Annotated in this window: 12 protein-coding genes, 1 tRNA gene and 1 rRNA gene; 12 read left to right on the forward strand and 2 right to left on the reverse strand. The window is 70.8% G+C overall.

Translation table 11 applies throughout. The features are described 5' to 3' along the window. The 3 genes from rrf to ACFY1T_RS28925 all read left to right on the forward strand — a co-directional run. Positions 1–93 (forward strand): 5S ribosomal RNA (gene rrf / locus ACFY1T_RS28915); the annotation flags it as partial. Between the two features lie 5 nt (positions 94–98). Continuing rightward, positions 99–174, forward strand: a tRNA-Thr gene (locus ACFY1T_RS28920). Between the two features lie 127 nt (positions 175–301). Next, the gene (locus tag ACFY1T_RS28925) at positions 302–904 is read left to right on the forward strand and encodes an HdeD family acid-resistance protein (protein ID WP_390790765.1); all 603 of its coding nucleotides are present in this window, start codon (positions 302–304) and stop codon (positions 902–904) included. On the opposite strand, the gene ACFY1T_RS28930 is transcribed toward ACFY1T_RS28925, so the two are convergent. Continuing rightward, positions 901–3,486: a SpoIIE family protein phosphatase gene (locus tag ACFY1T_RS28930; protein WP_390790766.1), complete on the reverse strand. Its 2,586-nt coding sequence runs from the start codon at positions 3,484–3,486 to the stop codon at positions 901–903. The two genes, ACFY1T_RS28925 and ACFY1T_RS28930, sit on opposite strands and share 4 nt — an antisense overlap. A gap of 167 nt (positions 3,487–3,653) precedes the next feature. On the opposite strand from ACFY1T_RS28930, the gene ACFY1T_RS28935 reads away from it, so the two are divergent. The 9 genes from ACFY1T_RS28935 (at position 3,654) to ACFY1T_RS28975 (ending at position 18,046) form a co-directional block, all read left to right on the forward strand. Continuing rightward, positions 3,654–9,188 (forward strand): HAMP domain-containing protein, encoded by a 5,535-nt coding sequence (locus ACFY1T_RS28935; protein WP_390790767.1) that lies wholly within the window; start codon positions 3,654–3,656, stop codon positions 9,186–9,188. Positions 9,189–9,465: 277 nt separating this feature from the next. Beyond that, positions 9,466–10,146 carry a response regulator gene (locus tag ACFY1T_RS28940; RefSeq protein WP_366104583.1) on the forward strand — a complete coding sequence of 227 codons (681 nt, stop codon included), beginning with the start codon at positions 9,466–9,468 and terminating at the stop codon, positions 10,144–10,146. A 144-nt stretch (positions 10,147–10,290) separates the two neighbouring features. Beyond that, complete coding sequence (locus ACFY1T_RS28945; protein WP_390790768.1) at positions 10,291–13,095, forward strand: DNA translocase FtsK; 2,805 nt, start codon at positions 10,291–10,293, stop codon at positions 13,093–13,095. A gap of 217 nt (positions 13,096–13,312) precedes the next feature. Then, entirely contained in the window at positions 13,313–14,206 is an 894-nt protein-coding gene (locus tag ACFY1T_RS28950; protein WP_390790769.1) for a helix-turn-helix domain-containing protein, read from the forward strand. 115 nt (positions 14,207–14,321) lie between these two features. Continuing rightward, positions 14,322–15,821, forward strand: a complete 1,500-nt coding sequence (gene rimO / locus ACFY1T_RS28955) for a 30S ribosomal protein S12 methylthiotransferase RimO (protein WP_390790770.1) — start codon at positions 14,322–14,324, stop codon at positions 15,819–15,821. Continuing rightward, positions 15,818–16,474 (forward strand): CDP-diacylglycerol--glycerol-3-phosphate 3-phosphatidyltransferase, encoded by a 657-nt coding sequence (gene pgsA / locus ACFY1T_RS28960; RefSeq protein ID WP_030859703.1) that lies wholly within the window; start codon positions 15,818–15,820, stop codon positions 16,472–16,474. The genes rimO and pgsA overlap by 4 nt, the downstream gene beginning before the upstream one ends. 86 nt (positions 16,475–16,560) lie before the next feature. After that, entirely contained in the window at positions 16,561–17,061 is a 501-nt protein-coding gene (locus tag ACFY1T_RS28965; RefSeq protein WP_390790851.1) for a CinA family protein, read from the forward strand. A 109-nt stretch (positions 17,062–17,170) separates the two neighbouring features. Continuing rightward, entirely contained in the window at positions 17,171–17,545 is a 375-nt protein-coding gene (locus ACFY1T_RS28970) for a helix-turn-helix domain-containing protein (protein WP_030859700.1), read from the forward strand. 210 nt (positions 17,546–17,755) lie between these two features. Next, on the forward strand, positions 17,756–18,046 hold the full coding sequence (locus ACFY1T_RS28975) for a hypothetical protein (RefSeq protein WP_390790771.1): 291 nt from the start codon (positions 17,756–17,758) through the stop codon (positions 18,044–18,046). On the opposite strand, the gene ACFY1T_RS28980 is transcribed toward ACFY1T_RS28975, so the two are convergent. Beyond that, a complete protein-coding gene (locus ACFY1T_RS28980; RefSeq protein ID WP_390790772.1) occupies positions 17,994–18,764 on the reverse strand; it encodes an SDR family NAD(P)-dependent oxidoreductase in 771 nt (256 codons plus the stop codon). The two genes, ACFY1T_RS28975 and ACFY1T_RS28980, sit on opposite strands and share 53 nt — an antisense overlap. Positions 18,765–18,769 lie beyond the last annotated feature (5 nt).

Raw genomic sequence — 18,769 nt, forward strand, 5'->3', positions numbered from 1 at the left:
ACGCCCGGTTACATTCCGAACCCGGAAGCTAAGCCTTTCAGCGCCGATGGTACTGCAGGGGGGACCCTGTGGGAGAGTAGGACGCCGCCGAACAACCCGCCCTTTTAGCTCAGTCGGTAGAGCGTCTCCATGGTAAGGAGAAGGTCAACGGTTCGATTCCGTTAAAGGGCTCCAAAGAAAAGGCCCCCGCCTCATGGCGGGGGCCTTTTTGCGTTTCCGGGAGTCGACTCCGGCGCCGGACGGGCGGGCTGCAGCGCACCTCCCTAAACTGAGCGGGAAGGGGGGAACCCTGGGAGGCGTGATGACCGTTCCGTTCGACGCGGCACCGAAGCACCCGCAGAGCGACCCCGAGGACGTCCTCAAGCAGGTCGGAGGCACCTGGCACTGGGCACTCGGCTTCGCCCTCGCGACCCTGATCCCCGGCATTCTGGTACTCGTCTGGCCCGACGAGACGCTGCACATCCTGGCCGTCATCATCGGTCTGCAGCTGCTTGTGGTGGGTGTCTTCCGCTTCGTCTCCGCCTTCTCGCACAGCAACGACGGCGGCAGCAGACTGGCGGGCATCCTGGTCGCCATGCTGGCGCTCCTGGCCGGCGTCCTCGTGCTGCGGCATCCGATGCAGACCATCGGCGCACTGTCCCTGATCCTCGGGGTGTTCTGGCTGCTGACCGGAGTACTCACGGCCTACACCGCGATCGCGGACCGCGCACTTGTGCACCGGGGCCTGCTCTTCGGCCTGGGCGCCCTCGGCACCGTCGCCGGAATCGTCGTGCTGTGCTTCCCGGTGGACTCCGCGGTCGCGCTGACCCGGCTGCTGGGGCTCTGGCTCGTCCTGCTGGGCGTTTTCGAGGTCGTCATGGCCTTCGCACTGCGCTCCGCCACCCGCCGCATGAGCTCCGGCTAGTCGCCCGTGCGCTGCTGGGGGACGCGGAAGGCCAGGATGGCCATGTCGTCCGAGGCCGGTTCGGCCGCGAAGCGCTCCACCGCGCGCAGGACGCGGGCGGCTACCGCGCCGGCGGTGAGGCCCGTACAGGTGGTGAGCACCTCGGTGAGGCCGTCGTCGCCCAGCATGCGCGTGCCCTCGCGGCGTTCCGTCACGCCGTCCGTGACGCAGAGCAGCACATCGCCGGGGTCGAGCATGAGGGTCTGTTCGTAGAGGTCGAGGTCGTCGATCACGCCGAGCAGGGGCTGCGGGTCCGCGGCCGCGGTGACCTGACCGTCCGGTCGGAGGCGGAGCGGCAGCGGGTGGCCCGCGCAGACGACCTTCATCAGGGCGCCGCCGTCCGGCTGCGGGTGGAGCTCCCCGTAGAGGAGGGTCAGGAAGCGGCTGCGGGCGCCCTCGTCGAGGATGGCCGCGTTGAGCCGCTCCAGTACGGCCGGGCCGCCGAGACCTTCGCGGGCCAGCAGGCGCAGGGCGTGCCGGGCGAGGCCGGTGACGGCGGCGGCCTCGGGGCCCGTACCGCAGACGTCGCCGATGGCGAAGCCGTACGCGCCGTCGCGGATCGGGAAGACGTCGTAGAAGTCGCCGCCCACCTCGTTGCCCTCGCCGGCCGCGCGGTAGATGACCTCGACCTCCATGCCGGGGATCGCGGGGGAGCCGGGAGGGAGCAGGCTGCGCTGCAGGGAGCGGCTGATCGCCGTGCGCTCCGAGTAGAGGCGGGCGTTGTCGAGGGCGAGGGCGGCCCGGCGGGAGAGGTCCTCCGCGAGCTCGAGGATCTCCTGGCGGAAGTGCTCCTCGGAGGGCTTGCCGAGGGTGAGCATGCCGATCACGCGGTTGCGGGCCAGCAACGGGAGGACGACGGTCTCCCCGCCGACCGCCTGGGCCGTCTCAGGCCAGGGGCGGGCGCCGGCCTCGCGGACCGGTTCGGGCGGGCTGACACGGGACAGGAGGGCCTTCAGGCCGTCGATGCGCTCCTCGTCCTCGTGCAGGACGTACGAGAGGTACGGATCCGAGGACTGGTCGGCGATCGTGTACACGGCACACCAGGTGGCCAGGGTCGGGACGGTCATCTGGGCCATGAGGGCCAGGGTCTGGTCCCGGTCGAGGGTGCCGGCCAGCAGGTCGGAGGCCTCGACGAGGAAGGACAGGGAGCCGCGGCGCAGTCGTTCCAGCTCGCCGAGGCGGGCGGATTCGACGGCGAGGGCGATGCGGTCGGCGGCGAACTGGAGCCGCAGCGCCTCGGCGTTGGAGTAGCGGCCGGGGTTCTCGGCGGCGACGCCGAGCGAGCCGGTGAGCCGGCCTTCGACCTTGAGCGGGACGGTGATCACCGAGCGCATGCCGGTGGCCTCCAGGAGCGGTACGGCTCCGGGGACGGCGGCGAGGTCGTCGTGGACGGCGGGCATGCGGGCGGAGCCGTACCGGTTGGTGCCGGCCTCGACGGGGACTCGGGCGAAGCGCTGGCGGGTCGAGGGGAGCCCGGTCGTTGCGCGGACCTCGAGCTCCGTCTCGTCGTCGGTGGCCAGCAGCAGGAAGGCGGAGTCGGCGTCGAGCATGTCGCGGGCGCGTTCGACGGTGCGCTGGAGGAGCCCGTCGAGGTCGTCGGGGGCGGGGGAGCCGATGAAGACCTCGAAGGGGTCCGCGGGGCGGGGCTCGGTGAGCTGGAGGCTGTCGGCGGAGGCCACCCGGACGGGGGTCTGGAGCAGGGCCCGCTCGTCGTCGTGGACCAGGAGGCAGACGATGGAGGGCTCGCCATGGGCATCGCGTACCCGCAGGTGGGATGCGTACACGGGGATCACGCGGCCGTCGGCGCCGCGGATGCCGTAGCTGCCCTCCCAGCGGGAGAGGCGCAGGGCCTCGGCGATGCCGGTGCCGGTGCCGGGGGTCTGGGGCCAGGCCGCGAGCTCGGCGAGGGGGCGGCCGACGACCTTCTCGGCGGAATAGCCGAAGACGTGCTCGGCGTCCTCGTTCCAGGCGGAGATCGAGTCGGAGGCGTCGATCTGGAGGACGGCGACGCGCACCCGGCTGTCGGCGAGGGGCAGGAGGCGGTCCGGGACGACGGGTCCGGCGGATCGGGTACCGACCGGCCGGTCCGGGAGGTCGAGCCGGAACCACACGTGCTTGTGGGTGGCCGTGTACTCGACTCCCCAGCGCGTGGCGAGGGCGGCGCAGAGCATCAGTCCGCGGCCGCTCTCCCGGTCGGGGTCGGCGTACGGGCGCTCGCCCGGGTGCTGGAGGGGGAGCTCGCGTTCCGGATAGCGGTCGGCGATCTCGACCCGTACCCCGTCCCCGGAGCGCAGGCAGAGCACCTCGGCCTTGGTGCCGGCGTGGACCACGGCGTTGGTGACGAGCTCGCTGGTGAGCACCACGGCGTCGTCGACGATGTCCGCGAAGCCCCATCCCTGCAGGGTGTCGCGGACGAACGCCCGGGCCGCGGCGACCGAGCGCCCGAGGGGGTCGAAGCTGGCAGCCGCCCGAGCCGTGATCACGAATCTCCTTCGACGCGGTTGGACATCGGGTGCCAGGTTACTTACCTTCGCGGTCGGCATGGTGCCGTCGTCAGGGATTCCACCCGCAGGGTGCGGCCGGTGTGCGATGGTGCCGAAGTGTTATGGCCGGGTTCGGTCAGGGTGAAACACTGGGCAGGATCGGATAGCCGGGCGTGCGCTCGCCGGGTGTCGGTGGAACAGCGGTCGACCCTTTCGGGAGGGACACGGTGGAGTCTGGCGCAGCGGTGCGACGTACGGGAACGCGCCCGAAGGGCGGGAGGTCCCGCCGCAACGGCACGACGGAAGTCGATACCGCGGCCCTGAACCGGCTGCTCACGGCCCTGGTGTCGATGCGGGACGGGAACTTCCGCAAGCGGCTGACGGTGTCCGGCGACGGTGTGATGGCGGAGATCGCCGCCGTCTACAACGAGGTCGCCGACCGGAACCTCCATCTGACGGGAGAGCTCTCCCGGGTGCGGCGGATGGTGGGCCGCGAGGGAAAGCTGAGCGAAAGGCTGGAAACAGGCGCCTGCGAGGGCTCCTGGGCGGCCGCGATCGATGCCTCGAACCAGCTGGTGGACGATCTCGCCCGGCCGGTGTCCGAGGTGGGCCGGGTGCTGTCGGCGGTCGCCGAGGGTGATCTGGACCAGCGGATGGACCTGCGGACGCAGGCCGCGGAGGGGGCCGGGCATCCGCTGCGCGGTGAGTTCCTGAAGGTCGGGCGTACGGTCAACAACCTGGTCGACCAGTTGTCCGCGTTCACCGACGAGGTGACGCGGGTCGCGCTGGAGGTGGGCACCGAGGGCAAGCTCGGCGGTCAGGCCCAGGTGCGCGGGATGTCGGGTTCCTGGAAGGATCTGACCGACTCCGTCAACACGATGGCGTACCGGCTCACCGCTCAGGTGCGTGACATCGCTCTCGTCACGACGGCGGTCGCGAAGGGCGATCTGTCGCGCAAGGTCACGGTGCACGTGGCCGGCGAGATGCTGCAGCTGAAGAACACCGTGAACACCATGGTGGACCAGCTGTCCTCGTTCTCCTCCGAGGTGACGCGGGTCGCCCGTGAGGTGGGTACGGAGGGTGAGCTCGGCGGCCAGGCGAAGGTGCCCGGGGTCGCGGGTGTGTGGAAGGACCTGACCGACTCCGTCAACACCATGGCGGGCAACCTGACGGCTCAGGTGCGCGGGATCGCGCAGGTCACGACGGCTGTGGCCAATGGCGACCTGTCGCAGAAGGTACGGGTCAGCGCGCGCGGCGAGGTGGCGCAGCTGGCCGAAACGATCAACCAGATGACGGAGACGCTGCGCACCTTCGCGGACGAGGTCACCCGCGTGGCCAGCGAGGTCGGGGCGAAGGGCCTGCTGGGCGGTCAGGCGCAGGTGCCGGGTGCGGCGGGTACGTGGAAGGACCTCACCGATTCGGTGAACACGGTCTTCCGCAACCTGACCACGCAGGTGCGGGACATCGCGCAGGTGACGACGGCGGTGGCCAACGGCGATCTGTCGCAGAAGGTCACCGTGGACGTGGCCGGCGAGATGCTGGAGCTGAAGAACACCGTCAACACGATGGTGGACCAGCTCCAGTCCTTCGGTGCCGAAGTGACGCGAGTGGCCCGTGAGGTCGGCGTCGAGGGTGAGCTGGGCGGTCAGGCGCAGGTGCCGGGCGCGGCGGGTACGTGGAAGGACCTCACCGATTCGGTGAACACCGCCTTCCGCAATCTGACCGGCCAGGTGCGCAACATCGCGCAGGTGACGACGGCGGTGGCCAACGGCGATCTGTCGCAGAAGGTCACCGTGGACGTCTCGGGCGAGATGCTCCAGCTGAAGAACACCGTGAACACGATGGTGGACCAGCTGTCCTCCTTCGCCGATCAGGTCACGCGGATGGCCCGTGACGTGGGCACGGAGGGCCGCCTCGGCGGCCAGGCACGGGTGGAGGGGGTCTCGGGCACCTGGAAGGAGCTCACCGACTCCGTCAACTTCATGGCGGGCAATCTGACCTCCCAGGTGCGGCAGATCGCGCAGGTGACCACGGCGGTGGCCCGCGGCGACCTCTCGCAGAAGATCGACGTGGACGCGCGCGGCGAGATCCTGGAGCTGAAGAACACCATCAACACGATGGTCGACCAGCTCTCGGCGTTCGCCGAGCAGGTGACGCGGGTGGCCCGGGACGTGGGTACGGAGGGCCGGCTCGGCGGGCAGGCGCAGGTGCCCGGGGTGGCCGGCGTGTGGCGCGACCTCACGGACTCGGTGAACGGCATGGCCGGGAACCTGACCTCGCAGGTGCGCAACATCGCGCAGGTCGCGACGGCGGTGGCCCGCGGCGACCTCTCGCAGAAGATCGACGTGGACGCGCGCGGCGAGATCCTGGAGCTGAAGAACACCCTCAACACGATGGTGGACCAGCTCTCGAACTTCGCGGAGCAGGTGACCCGCGTCGCCCGCGAGGTGGGCACCGAGGGGATCCTGGGCGGTCAGGCGGAGGTGAAGGGGGTCTCCGGTACCTGGAAGGACCTCACGCAGTCCGTCAACTTCATGGCGAACAACCTGACCTCGCAGGTGCGCAACATCGCCGAGGTGACGACGGCGGTCGCGATGGGCGACCTCTCCAAGAAGATCACCGTGGACGCGAAGGGCGAGATCCTCGAACTCGTCACCACCGTGAACACGATGGTGGACCAGCTGTCCTCGTTCGCGGAGCAGGTGACGCGGGTCGCCCGTGAGGTGGGTTCCGAGGGCATCCTCGGCGGGCAGGCGCGGGTGCGCGGGGTGACCGGCATCTGGAAGGACCTGACCGACAACGTCAACCTGATGGCCAACAACCTGACCTCGCAGGTGCGCAACATCTCGCAGGTCTCGGCGGCGGTCGCCAACGGCGACCTGACCAAGGCGGTCACGGTCGAGGCGCGCGGCGAGGTCGCGCAGCTCGCCGACACCGTCAACACGATGGTGAAGACCCTGTCCTCCTTCGCTGACGAGGTCACGCGCGTGGCCCGCGAGGTGGGTACGGAGGGCCGGCTCGGCGGCCAGGCGCACGTGCCGGGTGTGTCGGGTACGTGGAAGGACCTGACCGATTCGGTGAATTTCATGGCCTCCAACCTCACCGGCCAGGTGCGGCAGATCGCCATGGTCACGACCGCCATCGCCAAGGGCGACATGACCAAGAAGATCGACATCGACGCCCGGGGCGAGATCCTGGAGCTGAAGACGACGATCAACACGATGGTCGACCAGCTGTCCTCGTTCGCCGACCAGGTCACGCGGGTGGCGCGCGAGGTGGGTACCGAGGGCATCCTGGGCGGCCAGGCGCGGGTGCGCGACGTGGACGGCACCTGGCGCGACCTCACGGAGTCCGTGAACGAGATGGCCGGGAACCTGACCCGGCAGGTGCGCGCGATCGCGGCCGTGGCCACGGCGGTGACGCGCGGCGACCTCAACCTGAAGATCGACGTGGACGCGGCGGGCGAGATCCAGGTCCTCCAGGACAACATCAACACGATGATCGCGAACCTGCGCGACACCACCTTGGCCAACAAGGAGCAGGACTGGCTGAAGGGCAACCTCGCCCGGATCTCGGCCCTGATGCAGGGCCGCCGCGAGCTGGACGACGTGGCCTCGCTGATCATGAGCGAGCTGACCCCGGTGGTCTCGGCGCAGCACGGGGCGTTCTTCCTGGCGCTGCCCTCGGGGGCCACCACCGAGATCGGGACCGACGGCGGTCCCGACGGTTCGTACGAGCTGCGGATGCGCGGGAGTTACGCGTACGCGGGCGGGGCGGTGCCCACCTCCTTCCGGCCGGGGGAGGGGCTGATCGGGACCGTCGCCGAGGAGAAGCGGACGATCCTGGTCGAGAACACCCCGCCCGGCTACCTGAAGATCTCCTCCGGTCTCGGGGAGGCTCCGCCGGCGCACGTGATCGTGCTGCCGGTGCTGTTCGAGGGGAAGGTGCTCGGCGTCATCGAGCTGGCGTCCTTCCAGCCCTTCACGCAGATCCAGAAGGACTTCCTGAGCCAGATCGCCGAGATGATCGGTACGAGCGTCAACACGATCAGCGTCAACTCCAAGACGGAGATGCTGCTCAAGCAGTCGCAGGAGATGACCGAGCAGCTGCGAGAGCGCTCCGACGAGCTGGAGAACCGGCAGAAGGCGCTGCAGGCCGCCAATGCCGAGCTGGAGGAGAAGGCGGAGCTGCTGGCCCAGCAGAACCGGGACATCGAGGTGAAGAACACCGAGATCGAGGAGGCCCGGCAGGTCCTGGAGGAGCGTGCCGAGCAGCTCGCGGTGTCGATGCGCTACAAGTCCGAGTTCCTGGCGAACATGTCGCACGAGCTGCGGACGCCGCTCAACTCGCTGCTGATCCTGGCCAAGCTGCTCGCGGACAACGCGGACGAGAACCTGTCGCCGAAGCAGGTGGAGTTCGCGGAGACGATCCACGGGGCGGGCTCGGACCTGCTCCAGCTGATCAACGACATCCTGGACCTGTCGAAGGTCGAGGCCGGGAAGATGGACGTCTCGCCGACGCGGATCGCGCTCGTGCAGCTCGTGGACTACGTGGAGGCGACCTTCCGGCCGCTGACCGCGGAGAAGGGCCTGGACTTCTCGGTACGGGTCTCCCCGGAGCTGCCCGCGACCCTGCACACGGACGAGCAGCGGCTGCTCCAGGTGTTGCGCAACCTGCTGTCGAACGCGGTGAAGTTCACCGACACCGGGGCGGTGGAGCTGGTGATCCGGCCCGCCGGCGCGGACGTGCCGATGGCGATCCGCGAGCAGCTGCTGGAGGCCGGTTCGCTGCGGGAGGCGGACGCGGACCTGATCGCCTTCTCGGTGACGGACACCGGGATCGGGATCGCGGCGAGCAAGATGCTGGTGATCTTCGAGGCGTTCAAGCAGGCCGACGGGACGACCAGCAGGAAGTACGGCGGCACGGGGCTCGGGCTGTCCATCAGCCGGGAGATCGCCCGGCTGCTGGGCGGGGAGATCCACGCGGCGAGCGAGCCCGGCCGAGGCTCCACGTTCACGCTGTACCTGCCGCTGCACCCGAGCGAGCTGCCGCCGCAGGGGTACGCGCCGCCCACGCCCGGCGGCGGGCGCGGCGAGGTGTACCGCAGGCAGGTCGACGGGGCGCGGCCCGCGCTGCCGGCGGCCCCGGCGGCGCCGGTCTCCGCGGCGCAGCCGCAGCACGCGCAGCACGTCCGGCCGGCGCTGCCGGCCGCCGAGCCGGCCGGGCAGGGGCAGGGCGGAGCCGCGCTGTTCCGGCGGCGGCGCAAGGCGCTGAGCGACCTGGAGCCGCGGACGGCGGTGCCGGGGCAGCCGAACGCGCAGGGGCCCGGGGAGGGTTGGGTCAATCCGGAGGAGGATCTTCCGGTGCTGCCCAGGTCGTACGACTTCCACGGCGAGAAGGTGCTCATCGTCGACGACGACGTGCGCAACGTGTTCGCGCTGACCAGCGTGCTGGAGCAGCACGGACTCGCGGTGCTGTACGCGGAGAACGGCCGGGAGGGCATCGAAGTCCTGGAGCAGCACGACGATGTGACGGTCGTACTGATGGACATCATGATGCCGGAGATGGACGGGTACGCGACGACCTCGGCGATCCGGCGGATGCCGCAGTTCGCGGGGCTGCCGATCATCGCGCTGACGGCGAAGGCGATGAAGGGGGACCGGGAGAAGGCGATCGACTCCGGTGCTTCCGACTATGTCACCAAGCCGGTCGACCCGGACTATCTGCTGTCGGTCATGGAACAGTGGATGCGCGGCAAGTGATCAACGGGCGAGCACTCTGATACCAATTGCTGACTGACTGTGGCGAAAGCGGTGTGAAAGGGCGGGAGGCGGGGAACCTTCTGCTCTCCCACACCGTTTCTGCTTCGTGCACAGTGACATCCTGGTGACAGGGTGTGGCGATCTCGGGACTGGGGCTACGATGACCGGCACAAGGACGGACGGCGCAAGGATGCCGTCCTCTTCTGGGGCGGGGCCCGGCGTACAGGCCGGTGCCAGGAGCCGGGGAGGCCCCATGCCGGGGCGAGGAGGACAGGGCATGGTGCAGAAGGCCAAGATCCTCCTGGTCGACGACCGGCCGGAGAATCTGCTGGCGCTGGAGGCCATCCTCTCCGCGCTCGATCAGACACTGGTCCGGGCGTCGTCGGGGGAGGAAGCGCTCAAGGCGCTGCTGACGGACGATTTCGCGGTCATCCTGCTGGATGTGCAGATGCCCGGGATGGACGGATTCGAGACCGCCGCGCACATCAAGCGGCGCGAGCGGACCCGGGACATCCCGATCATCTTCCTCACCGCGATCAACCACGGTCCGCACCACACGTTCCGCGGCTACGCCGCCGGCGCGGTGGACTACATCTCCAAGCCCTTCGACCCGTGGGTGCTGCGGGCCAAGGTCTCGGTGTTCGTGGAGCTGTACACGAAGAACTGCCAGCTGCGGGAGCAGGCGGCGCTGCTGCGCCTCCAGCTGGAGGGCGGCGGTTCCAACGGCGACGGCAGCAAGGAGACGGCCGGCCTGCTGGCCGAGCTCTCCGCGCGGCTCGCTGCGGTCGAGGAGCAGGCCGAGGCGCTGACCAAGCAGCTCGGCGAGGAATCGGCCGACGCGGCGGTCGTGGCGACCGCGGCCCATCTGGAGCGCAAGCTCACCGGACTGAGGCGGGCGCTCGACGCGCTGGAGCCCGGGACCGGCGGGGGAACGCCGGTGCTGCCCGCGCAGGGCTGAGCGCGTCCGGAGGCCGGACGCCGGGCCGTTGGCGCGGGTGACATGTCTGGCGGTGCGTCAAAGCACTGACGCGACGCGCGACACGAACGGGTGAAGGGGTGGGCACGCGTGTCCACCGGCGCGCGCACCGGTAACCTCGGCCCCATGGCCTCACGTACGTCCGGCAAGGGTTCCCAGAGCGCAGCGGGCACCGCGAAGGGCCGCACCGGCCGGACGACGGCGCCGGCGAAGAAGGCGGCCGCCGCGCGCGGTTCCGCCGCGAAGAAGACCGCGGCGCCCCGGCGCGCCCCCGCCAGGAAGGCGCCGCCCAAGCCCGCGCCGTCCCCCACCGGGGGCGTGGTGCGGCTGGTGCGCGCCGTGTGGCTGGGCTGCGCGCACGCGGTCGGCGCGGTCTTCCGCGGAGTCGGCCAGGGGGCCAAGAACCTCGACCCGGCCCACCGCAAGGACGGCGTCGCGCTGCTGCTGCTCGCCCTGGCGCTGATCGTCGCCGCCGGTACCTGGTCGAACCTGAGCGGTCCCGTCGGGGATCTGGTCACGATGCTGGTCACCGGCGCCTTCGGACGACTGGATCTGCTCGTGCCGATCCTGCTCGGCGTCATGGCGGTACGTTTCATCCGCCACCCCGAGCAGCCCGACGCCAACGGCCGGATCGGCGTCGGCCTCTCCGCGCTCGCCATCGGCGTCCTCGGCCTCGTGCACATCGCCTGCGGGGCGCCCGGCCGCGACGAGGGCACCACCGCCATGCAGAACGCGGGCGGACTGATCGGCTGGGGCGCCTCGAAGCCGCTGATCTTCACCATGGGCGCGCCGCTGGCCGTGCCGATGCTGGTGCTGCTCACGATCTTCGGGCTGCTCGTGGTGACCGCCACCCCGGTGAACGCGATCCCGCAGCGGCTGCGGCGGCTGGGGATCCGGCTGGGGATCATCGCCCCGAACGAGTACGACGAGGGGTACGGGGAGGGCGGCGCCCCCGCCGACCGGCACGACGCCGAGCAGTGGCGGGCCCGGTCGGGGGCCGCCGGTCCGGGGGCGTCCACGGACGCGGCCGGTCCCGCCGGTTCCGCCGACGCGGCCGAGGAGCAGGCGCTCGCCCGGCGGCGGCGCCCGCGCCGGGCCCCGGCCCGGCCGGCCGCCGAGCGCGGGATGGACGCCGTCGACGTGGCCGCGGCGGCGGCCGCCGCGCTGGACGGGGTGGTCTACGGCGGAATGCCGCCCTCCCCGCTGGTGGCCGACCTCACGCACGGCATCTCGGCGGAGCGCGAGGGGGCCGAGATCACCACCCCGGTGCCGCCCGCGCGGGTGGAGCGGCCCAAGGCCGCGGAGCCGGAGCCCGAGCCCGTCGCGGAGGCGGCCGAGGCACCGCACGCCACCACCGCCGCGGCCTCCGGGACCCTGTCCGTCCCGGACCTCACCAAAGCCCCTCCGCCGTCCCAGCCGCTGCCGCCCCGCGCCGAGCAGCTCCAGCTGCGCGGGGACATCACGTACGCCCTGCCCTCGCTCGATCTGCTGGAGAAGGGCGGGCCGGGCAAGACCCGCAGCGCCGCCAACGACGCGGTCGTGGCCTCGCTGACCAACGTGTTCTCCGAGTTCAAGGTCGACGCGCAGGTCACCGGTTTCACCCGGGGCCCGACGGTCACCCGGTACGAGGTCACGCTCGGCGCGGCGGTCAAGGTCGAGCGGATCACGGCGCTGGCGAAGAACATCGCGTACGCCGTGGCCTCGCCGGACGTCCGGATCATCAGCCCGATCCCGGGCAAGTCGGCCGTCGGCATCGAGATCCCGAACACCGACCGAGAGATGGTCAACCTGGGTGACGTGCTCCGGCTGGCGGACGCGGCCGAGGACGACCACCCGATGCTGGTGGCGCTCGGCAAGGACGTCGAGGGCGGCTACGTCATGGCCAACCTCGCGAAGATGCCGCACGTGCTCGTCGCCGGCGCCACCGGCTCCGGAAAGTCCTCCTGCATCAACTGCCTCATCACCTCGGTGATGGTGCGGGCCACCCCGGAGGACGTCCGGATGGTGCTCGTGGACCCCAAGCGCGTCGAGCTGACGGCGTACGAGGGCATCCCGCACCTGATCACGCCGATCATCACCAATCCCAAGCGGGCCGCCGAGGCGCTCCAGTGGGTCGTGCGCGAGATGGACCTGCGCTACGACGACCTGGCCGCCTTCGGCTACCGGCACATCGACGACTTCAACCAGGCCATCCGGGACGGCAAGATCAAACTGCCGCCGGGCAGCGAGCGGGAGCTCAGCCCGTACCCGTACCTGCTGGTGATCGTCGACGAGCTCGCGGACCTGATGATGGTGGCCCCGCGCGACGTCGAGGACTCGATCGTCCGCATCACCCAGCTGGCCCGTGCGGCCGGCATCCACCTGGTGCTCGCCACCCAGCGGCCCTCGGTGGACGTGGTCACCGGCCTGATCAAGGCGAACGTGCCCTCACGGCTCGCCTTCGCCACCTCCTCGCTCGCCGACAGCCGGGTCATCCTGGACCAGCCGGGCGCCGAGAAGCTGATCGGCAAGGGTGACGGGCTGTTCCTGCCGATGGGGGCGAACAAGCCGGTCCGCCTCCAGGGCGCCTTCGTCACCGAGGACGAGATCGCCGGGATCGTGCAGCACTGCAAGGACCAGATGGCGCCCGTCTTCCGGGACGACGTCACGGTCGGGCAGAAGCAGAAGAAGGAGATCGACGAGGAGATCGGCGACGACCTGGACCTGCTGTGCCAGGCGGCCGAGCTGGTGGTCTCCACCCAGTTCGGGTCCACCTCGATGCTCCAGCGCAAGCTCCGGGTGGGCTTCGCGAAGGCCGGCCGGCTCATGGACCTGATGGAGTCGCGGGCAATCGTCGGCCCGAGCGAGGGTTCGAAAGCGCGCGACGTCCTGGTCAAAGCGGACGAGCTGGACGGGGTCCTGGCCGTCATCCGGGGAGAGACCCAACCGTGATTCGCGGGCGGGCAACCGTTTCCCTTGGGGCCGCGTCAAGTTGAGGGAGGTGGCACCGCCGTGTCCGGTGCGGGGCCGCCGCAGCACCCCGACTTCCCACACTGTTCGGTTTGCCATTCGGATGGCGTAGGAAGTCCACCCTCCGGTTGCTCCACCCTTTCGTCACCCCCCTAGACTGGACATCCAGCAGGTGGCTACACGCTCGAAAGGCGCCCTCGTGTCCATCGGCAACTCCAACTCCCCCGAAGATGAGCGTCCTTCGACCGACGACCGGTCCGAGGACCGCATCATCGAACGCAAGGCCGAAGGGCCGTCCATCGGGACGGTCCTGAAGAAGGCCCGGATCGCCGCCGGGCTCACTGTCGACGAGGTCAGTTCCACCACCCGCGTGCGCATCCCGATCGTGCACGCGATCGAAGCTGACGATTTCACGCGGTGCGGCGGCGACGTCTACGCCCGCGGCCACATCCGTACGCTCGCCCGCGCCGTCCGCACCGATCCGGAACCCCTGGTCGACGCGTACGACGCGGCCCACGGCGGCCGGCCGGCACCCACGCCCGCCGCGCCGTTGTTCGACGCCGAACGCATCCGTCCCGAGCGGCAGCGGCCCAACTGGACCGCGGCCATGGTCGCCGCCATCGTCGCCGTGATCGGCTTCGTGGGCTTCACCGCCTTCAGCGGCGGCGACGCCAAGGACAAGCGGCCGGTGGCGGACGCCTCCGCCGCCCCGCAGGCGGCGCCCAAGCAGTCGGCCGGCAAGCCGGCCGCCCAGCCGCAGCAGCCGAAGGCCCCCAAGCCGGAGCCCTCGGACAGTGCGATCGCCGCCGCGCCCAAGGACCTCGTCACGGTCGTCCTGACGGCCAACGACGGCGAGAGCTGGATCTCCGCCAAGGACCACAGCGGCCGCCTGCTGTTCGACGGGACGCTGGCCCCGGGCGAGTCCAAGACCTTCACGGACAAGGAGTCCATCGACCTCGTCCTCGGCGATGCCGGGGTCGTGAAGCTCTTCGTGAACGGCAAGGAGATCAAGGACGACTTCCAGCCGGGTCAGGTGGAACGCCTCACATACACCAAGGACGACCCCCGCCAGGGGGCGGCCCAGGCGGGCTGATACAGCGCTGAATCCGTGATTCCGGGTCCCCGGGGTGCTGCGCCGCACCCCGGGGATCTTGGTTTACCGGGACTTGGGGCGGGGGCCGCCGTTTGGACAAAGTAGTCTTGAGTCCATGCCCGAACGCCGTACCGTCGCCCTTGTCACTCTTGGCTGCGCCCGTAACGAGGTGGACTCGGAGGAGCTCGCAGGCCGCTTGGCGGCGGATGGCTGGGAGCTCGTCGAGGACGCCGCCGATGCGGACGTAGCCGTCGTCAACACCTGCGGCTTCGTCGAAGCCGCCAAAAAGGACTCCGTAGACGCCCTGCTGGAAGCCAACGATCTCAAGGATCACGGCAAGACCCAGGCCGTCGTCGCCGTCGGCTGCATGGCCGAGCGCTACGGCAAGGAGCTCGCCGAGGCGCTTCCCGAGGCCGACGGCGTGCTCGGCTTCGACGACTACGCCGACATCTCCGACCGCCTCCAGACCATCCTCAACGGCGGCATCCACGCCTCCCACACCCCGCGTGACCGGCGCAAGCTGCTGCCGATCAGCCCCGCGGCCCGCCAGGAGAGCGCGGTGGCACTGCCCGGCCACGCCCAGTCGGCGCCCGCCGAGGAGCCTGCCGAGGCCCCCGCCGACCTCCCGGACGGAGTCGCCCCGGCCTCCGGGCCGCGCGCGCCCCTGCGCCGCCGTCTGGACAAGAGCCCGGTCGCCTCGGTCAAGCTGGCCTCCGGCTGCGACCGGCGCTGCTCGTTCTGCGCCATCCCGTCCTTCCGCGGCTCCTTCATCTCGCGCCGCCCCAGTGATGTGCTGGGCGAGACGCGCTGGCTCGCCGAGCAGGGCGTCAAGGAGATCATGCTGGTCTCCGAGAACAACACCTCGTACGGCAAGGACCTCGGCGACATCCGCCTGCTGGAGACCCTGCTGCCCGAGCTGGCCGCGGTGGACGGCATCGAGCGCGTCCGCGTCAGCTACCTCCAGCCGGCCGAGATGCGGCCCGGCCTGATCGACGTGCTGACCTCGACCCCCAAGGTCGTGCCGTACTTCGACCTGTCCTTCCAGCACTCGGCCCCCGACGTGCTGCGCGCCATGCGCCGCTTCGGCGACACGGACCGGTTCCTGGAGCTGCTGGACACCATCCGCAGCAAGGCCCCGCTGGCCGGCGTCCGGTCCAACTTCATCGTCGGCTTCCCCGGCGAGAGCGAGTCGGACTTCAAGGAGCTGGAGCGCTTCCTCACCCACGCGCGGCTCGACGCGATCGGCGTCTTCGGCTACTCCGACGAGGACGGCACCGAGGCCGTCACGTACGACAACAAGCTGGACGAGGAGACGATCGCCGAGCGGCTCGCGCACATGCAGCGGCTCGCCGAGGAGCTCACCTCGCAGCGCGCCGAGGAGCGGATCGGGGAGACCCTGGAGGTACTCGTCGAGTCCGTGGAAGCGGTGGACGAGGACGGTGACGGTGCCTACGGGCGGGCCGCGCACCAGGCTCCCGAGACGGACGGCCAGGTCGTCTTCACGGACAGCACGGGCCTGGTGCCCGGCCGTATCGTGACGGCGAAGGTGGTCGGCACGCTGGGCGTGGACCTGGTGGCCGAGCCCCTGCACCTCGACGAGGAGGCGGCCGGATGACCGGAGTCCCGGCATCTGCGGCGGGCGGGACCGGCCGCCGGCCCGCGCCCGGCGCGAAGCTGGGGGCCGCGGCGGTCAATCAGGCCAGCCTGTGGAACATCGCGAACATCCTGACGATGATCCGGCTCGTCCTGGTGCCGGGATTCGTCCTGCTCCTCCTCGCCGACGGCGGGTACGACCCGGTGTGGCGCGCATGGGCCTGGGCCGCGTTCGCCGTCGCCATGATCACGGACATCTTCGACGGGCACCTGGCCCGTACGTACAACCTGGTCACGGACTTCGGGAAGATCGCCGACCCCATCGCCGACAAGGCGATCATGGGGTCGGCGTTGATCTGTCTCTCCTGGCTCGGAGACCTGCCCTGGTGGGTCACCGGGGTGATCCTCGGGCGGGAACTCGGGATCACGCTCATGCGTTTCTGGGTCATCCGGTACGGGGTGATTCCCGCCAGCCGGGGCGGCAAGCTCAAGACCCTCGTCCAGGGGACGGCGGTGGGCATGTACGTCCTCGCGCTGACCGGGCCGCTGGCGACCCTGCGCTACTGGGTGATGGCGGCCGCCGTCGTGCTGACCGTGGTCACCGGTTTGGATTACATCCGTCAGGCCGTGGTGCTGCGTCGCCAGGGTCTGGAAGCGGAGCGGGCCGCAAGGTGACATACGCGGTGGGGGATTCTCCGGCGGTCGGTGGGGCGTCTTCGGGCGCCGCGGAACCGGCGGCGGAGACCGGGACCACCGCAGCGATCGCCGCGGAGGTGTTGCGCCTCCTCGCGGAGAGTGACCAGACCCTCGCCGTCGCGGAGTCGCTGACCGGCGGCATGGTGGCCGCGGAGCTCACGGGCATCGCCGGAGCCTCCCGCTCGTTCCGCGGTTCGGTCACGGCGTACGCCACCGAGCTGAAGCACCGCGTCCTGGGGGTGGACGCGGGGCTGCTGGCCGCCGAAGGTGCGGTGAACGCGCAGGTCGCGACCGAGATGGCGGTCGGCGTGCGGCGCGTGCTGGGTGCATCGTGGGGGATCGCGACCACCGGGGTGGCCGGTCCGGACCCGCAGGACGGGCAGCCGGTGGGCACCGTCTTCATCGCCGTGGCGGGTCCGCAGGGCAGGAAAACCGTCCCGCTGAGGTTGAACGGCTCCCGTGCGGAAATTCGTAGGGAGAGTGCACGGACAGTGCTCGAACTGCTCTCGAGCGAACTCCGCGAGAATGCGCGGGGGCAGGATACGGAACAGAACGGGGGGATTTGATGTTTGCAGCCCTGAGTGAACACGACATAGCTCCCCGCACGGCCGCGGCGCGAGGCGGTACGGTGGGGCGTGAAGGATGCGGCTACACGGTCAGAGGAGGGAGCCACCGATGATTCTGCTCCGTCGCCTGCTGGGTGACGTGCTGCGTCGGCAGCGCCAGCGCCAGGGCCGTACTCTGCGCGAAGTCTCCTCGTCCGCCCGAGTTTCTCTCGGCTATCTTTCCGAGGTGGAGCGGGGGCAGAAGGAGGCATCCTCCGAGCTGCTCTCCGCGATCTGCGACGCGTTGGACGTACGGATGTCCGAGCTGATGCGCGAGGTCAGCGACGAGCTGTCGCTGGCTGAGCTGGCGCAGTCGGCAAGCGAACCGGTCACCGTGCCGGTCCGCCCGATGCTCAATTCGGTCTCCGTGGCTTCGGTCACGGGCGGCCCGGAGCGGGTGACCATCAAGGCGCCTGCGGAAGCGGTGAATGTCGTAGCCGCGTGAGATCGATGCGCGAGCTGTGAAGAAATGAGCGTGGCCGGAGCCCCGGCCGGTGCGTCACGCACCGGCCGGGGCTCCGGGCCGTTCTGGGTGCGCGGCCCGGAGGTGTGCGGGAGGATGGGAAATCCGGACGAGTCCGGATCGCGGCCCTGATCCCGGGAGGCAGCCGTGCGGCGGTTACTGCGGACACCTCCGGTACTGGGCATATCCCCGATGGCGGCCCTCGCTCTGGCGGCGGGTGCCCTGTGGTGGTGGGCGGTGCTGCGGCTGGCGCTGGCGCCGGGCGAGTCGGGTCCGGTGGAGGGCGCGGTGGCCGTGGGGGGCTGGGGACTGGGCCTGCTGCCGGTGCACTGCACGCCCGGGCCCGTACGCAGGGCCCGGCGGGCGCTGGCTCAGTCGCCCGCCACGGCGGTGGCCGGGCCGGACGGCGCGGTGCCGGGTGGTGAGGGACTCACCAGGGCATCGACACTCCGCCGTTCGGGCGGAGGATCTGGCCCGTCATGAAGGACGAGGCGTCCGAGGCCAGGTAGAGCACGGCCTGGGCGATGTCCTCGGGCTCTCCGACGCGGCGCAGGGGGGACATCCGGACCATCGCGGCCTCGGTCTGCTCCCGGACCTCGGGGCCGTGCCTTCCGGTCATGGGAGTGCGGATCCACCCCGGGGCTACGGCGTTGACCCGGATCCCGTGGGGCCCGGCCTCCGTGGCGAGGGTCTTGGTGAGCTGGACGACGGCGGCCTTGGCGGCGCTGTAGCAGAGCAGGCCGGGCTGGGCGGCGTCCACGGCTCCGGAGGCCATCGTGATGATCGATCCCGGGCGGCCGGCCGCGATCATGGCCCGCGCGGCCTCCTGGCAGGTGCGCAGGATCCCCTTGAAGTTGATGTCCAGGACCCGGTCGAGGTCCTCGTCGGAGGTCTCCAGGACGCTGCTGGTGTGCATGATCCCGGCGATGGCGGCGGTGATGTCGAGCGGGCCGGCGGCGGCCACGGCGGCGCGCAGGGCGGCCCGGTCGGTGACGTCGAGGGGGTGGACGGTGGCGGACCCGCCGGCCTTGGCGACGAGGTCGGCGGTCTCGGCGAGGCCCGGCTCGTCGCGGTCCGCGCAGTGCACGGCGGCGCCCGCCTCGGCGAGGAGAACGGCGGTGGCGCGGCCTATGCCGCTCGCGGCGCCGGTGATCAGGGCGGTCCGGCCGGTGAGGTCGTACGGGGCTCTGGGTGTGGGCATGCCGG

The sequence above is a fragment of the Streptomyces sp. NPDC001194 genome (genome assembly GCF_042896985.1).
GTDB lineage: Bacteria > Actinomycetota > Actinomycetes > Streptomycetales > Streptomycetaceae > Streptomyces.

What these genes read in the sequence shown, in the direction of transcription:
- ACFY1T_RS28925 (WP_390790765.1), top strand. Translation starts at nt 302, where the DNA reads ATGACCGTTCCGTTCGACGCGGCACCGAAGCACCCGCAGAGCGACCCC.
- ACFY1T_RS28930 (WP_390790766.1), bottom strand. Translation starts at nt 3,486, where the DNA reads ATGCCGACCGCGAAGGTAAGTAACCTGGCACCCGATGTCCAACCGCGT.
- ACFY1T_RS28940 (WP_366104583.1), top strand. Translation starts at nt 9,466, where the DNA reads ATGGTGCAGAAGGCCAAGATCCTCCTGGTCGACGACCGGCCGGAGAAT.
- ACFY1T_RS28945 (WP_390790768.1), top strand. Translation starts at nt 10,291, where the DNA reads ATGGCCTCACGTACGTCCGGCAAGGGTTCCCAGAGCGCAGCGGGCACC.
- rimO (WP_390790770.1), top strand. Translation starts at nt 14,322, where the DNA reads ATGCCCGAACGCCGTACCGTCGCCCTTGTCACTCTTGGCTGCGCCCGT.
- pgsA (WP_030859703.1), top strand. Translation starts at nt 15,818, where the DNA reads ATGACCGGAGTCCCGGCATCTGCGGCGGGCGGGACCGGCCGCCGGCCC.
- ACFY1T_RS28970 (WP_030859700.1), top strand. Translation starts at nt 17,171, where the DNA reads ATGATTCTGCTCCGTCGCCTGCTGGGTGACGTGCTGCGTCGGCAGCGC.
- ACFY1T_RS28975 (WP_390790771.1), top strand. Translation starts at nt 17,756, where the DNA reads ATGGCGGCCCTCGCTCTGGCGGCGGGTGCCCTGTGGTGGTGGGCGGTG.
- ACFY1T_RS28980 (WP_390790772.1), bottom strand. Translation starts at nt 18,764, where the DNA reads ATGCCCACACCCAGAGCCCCGTACGACCTCACCGGCCGGACCGCCCTG.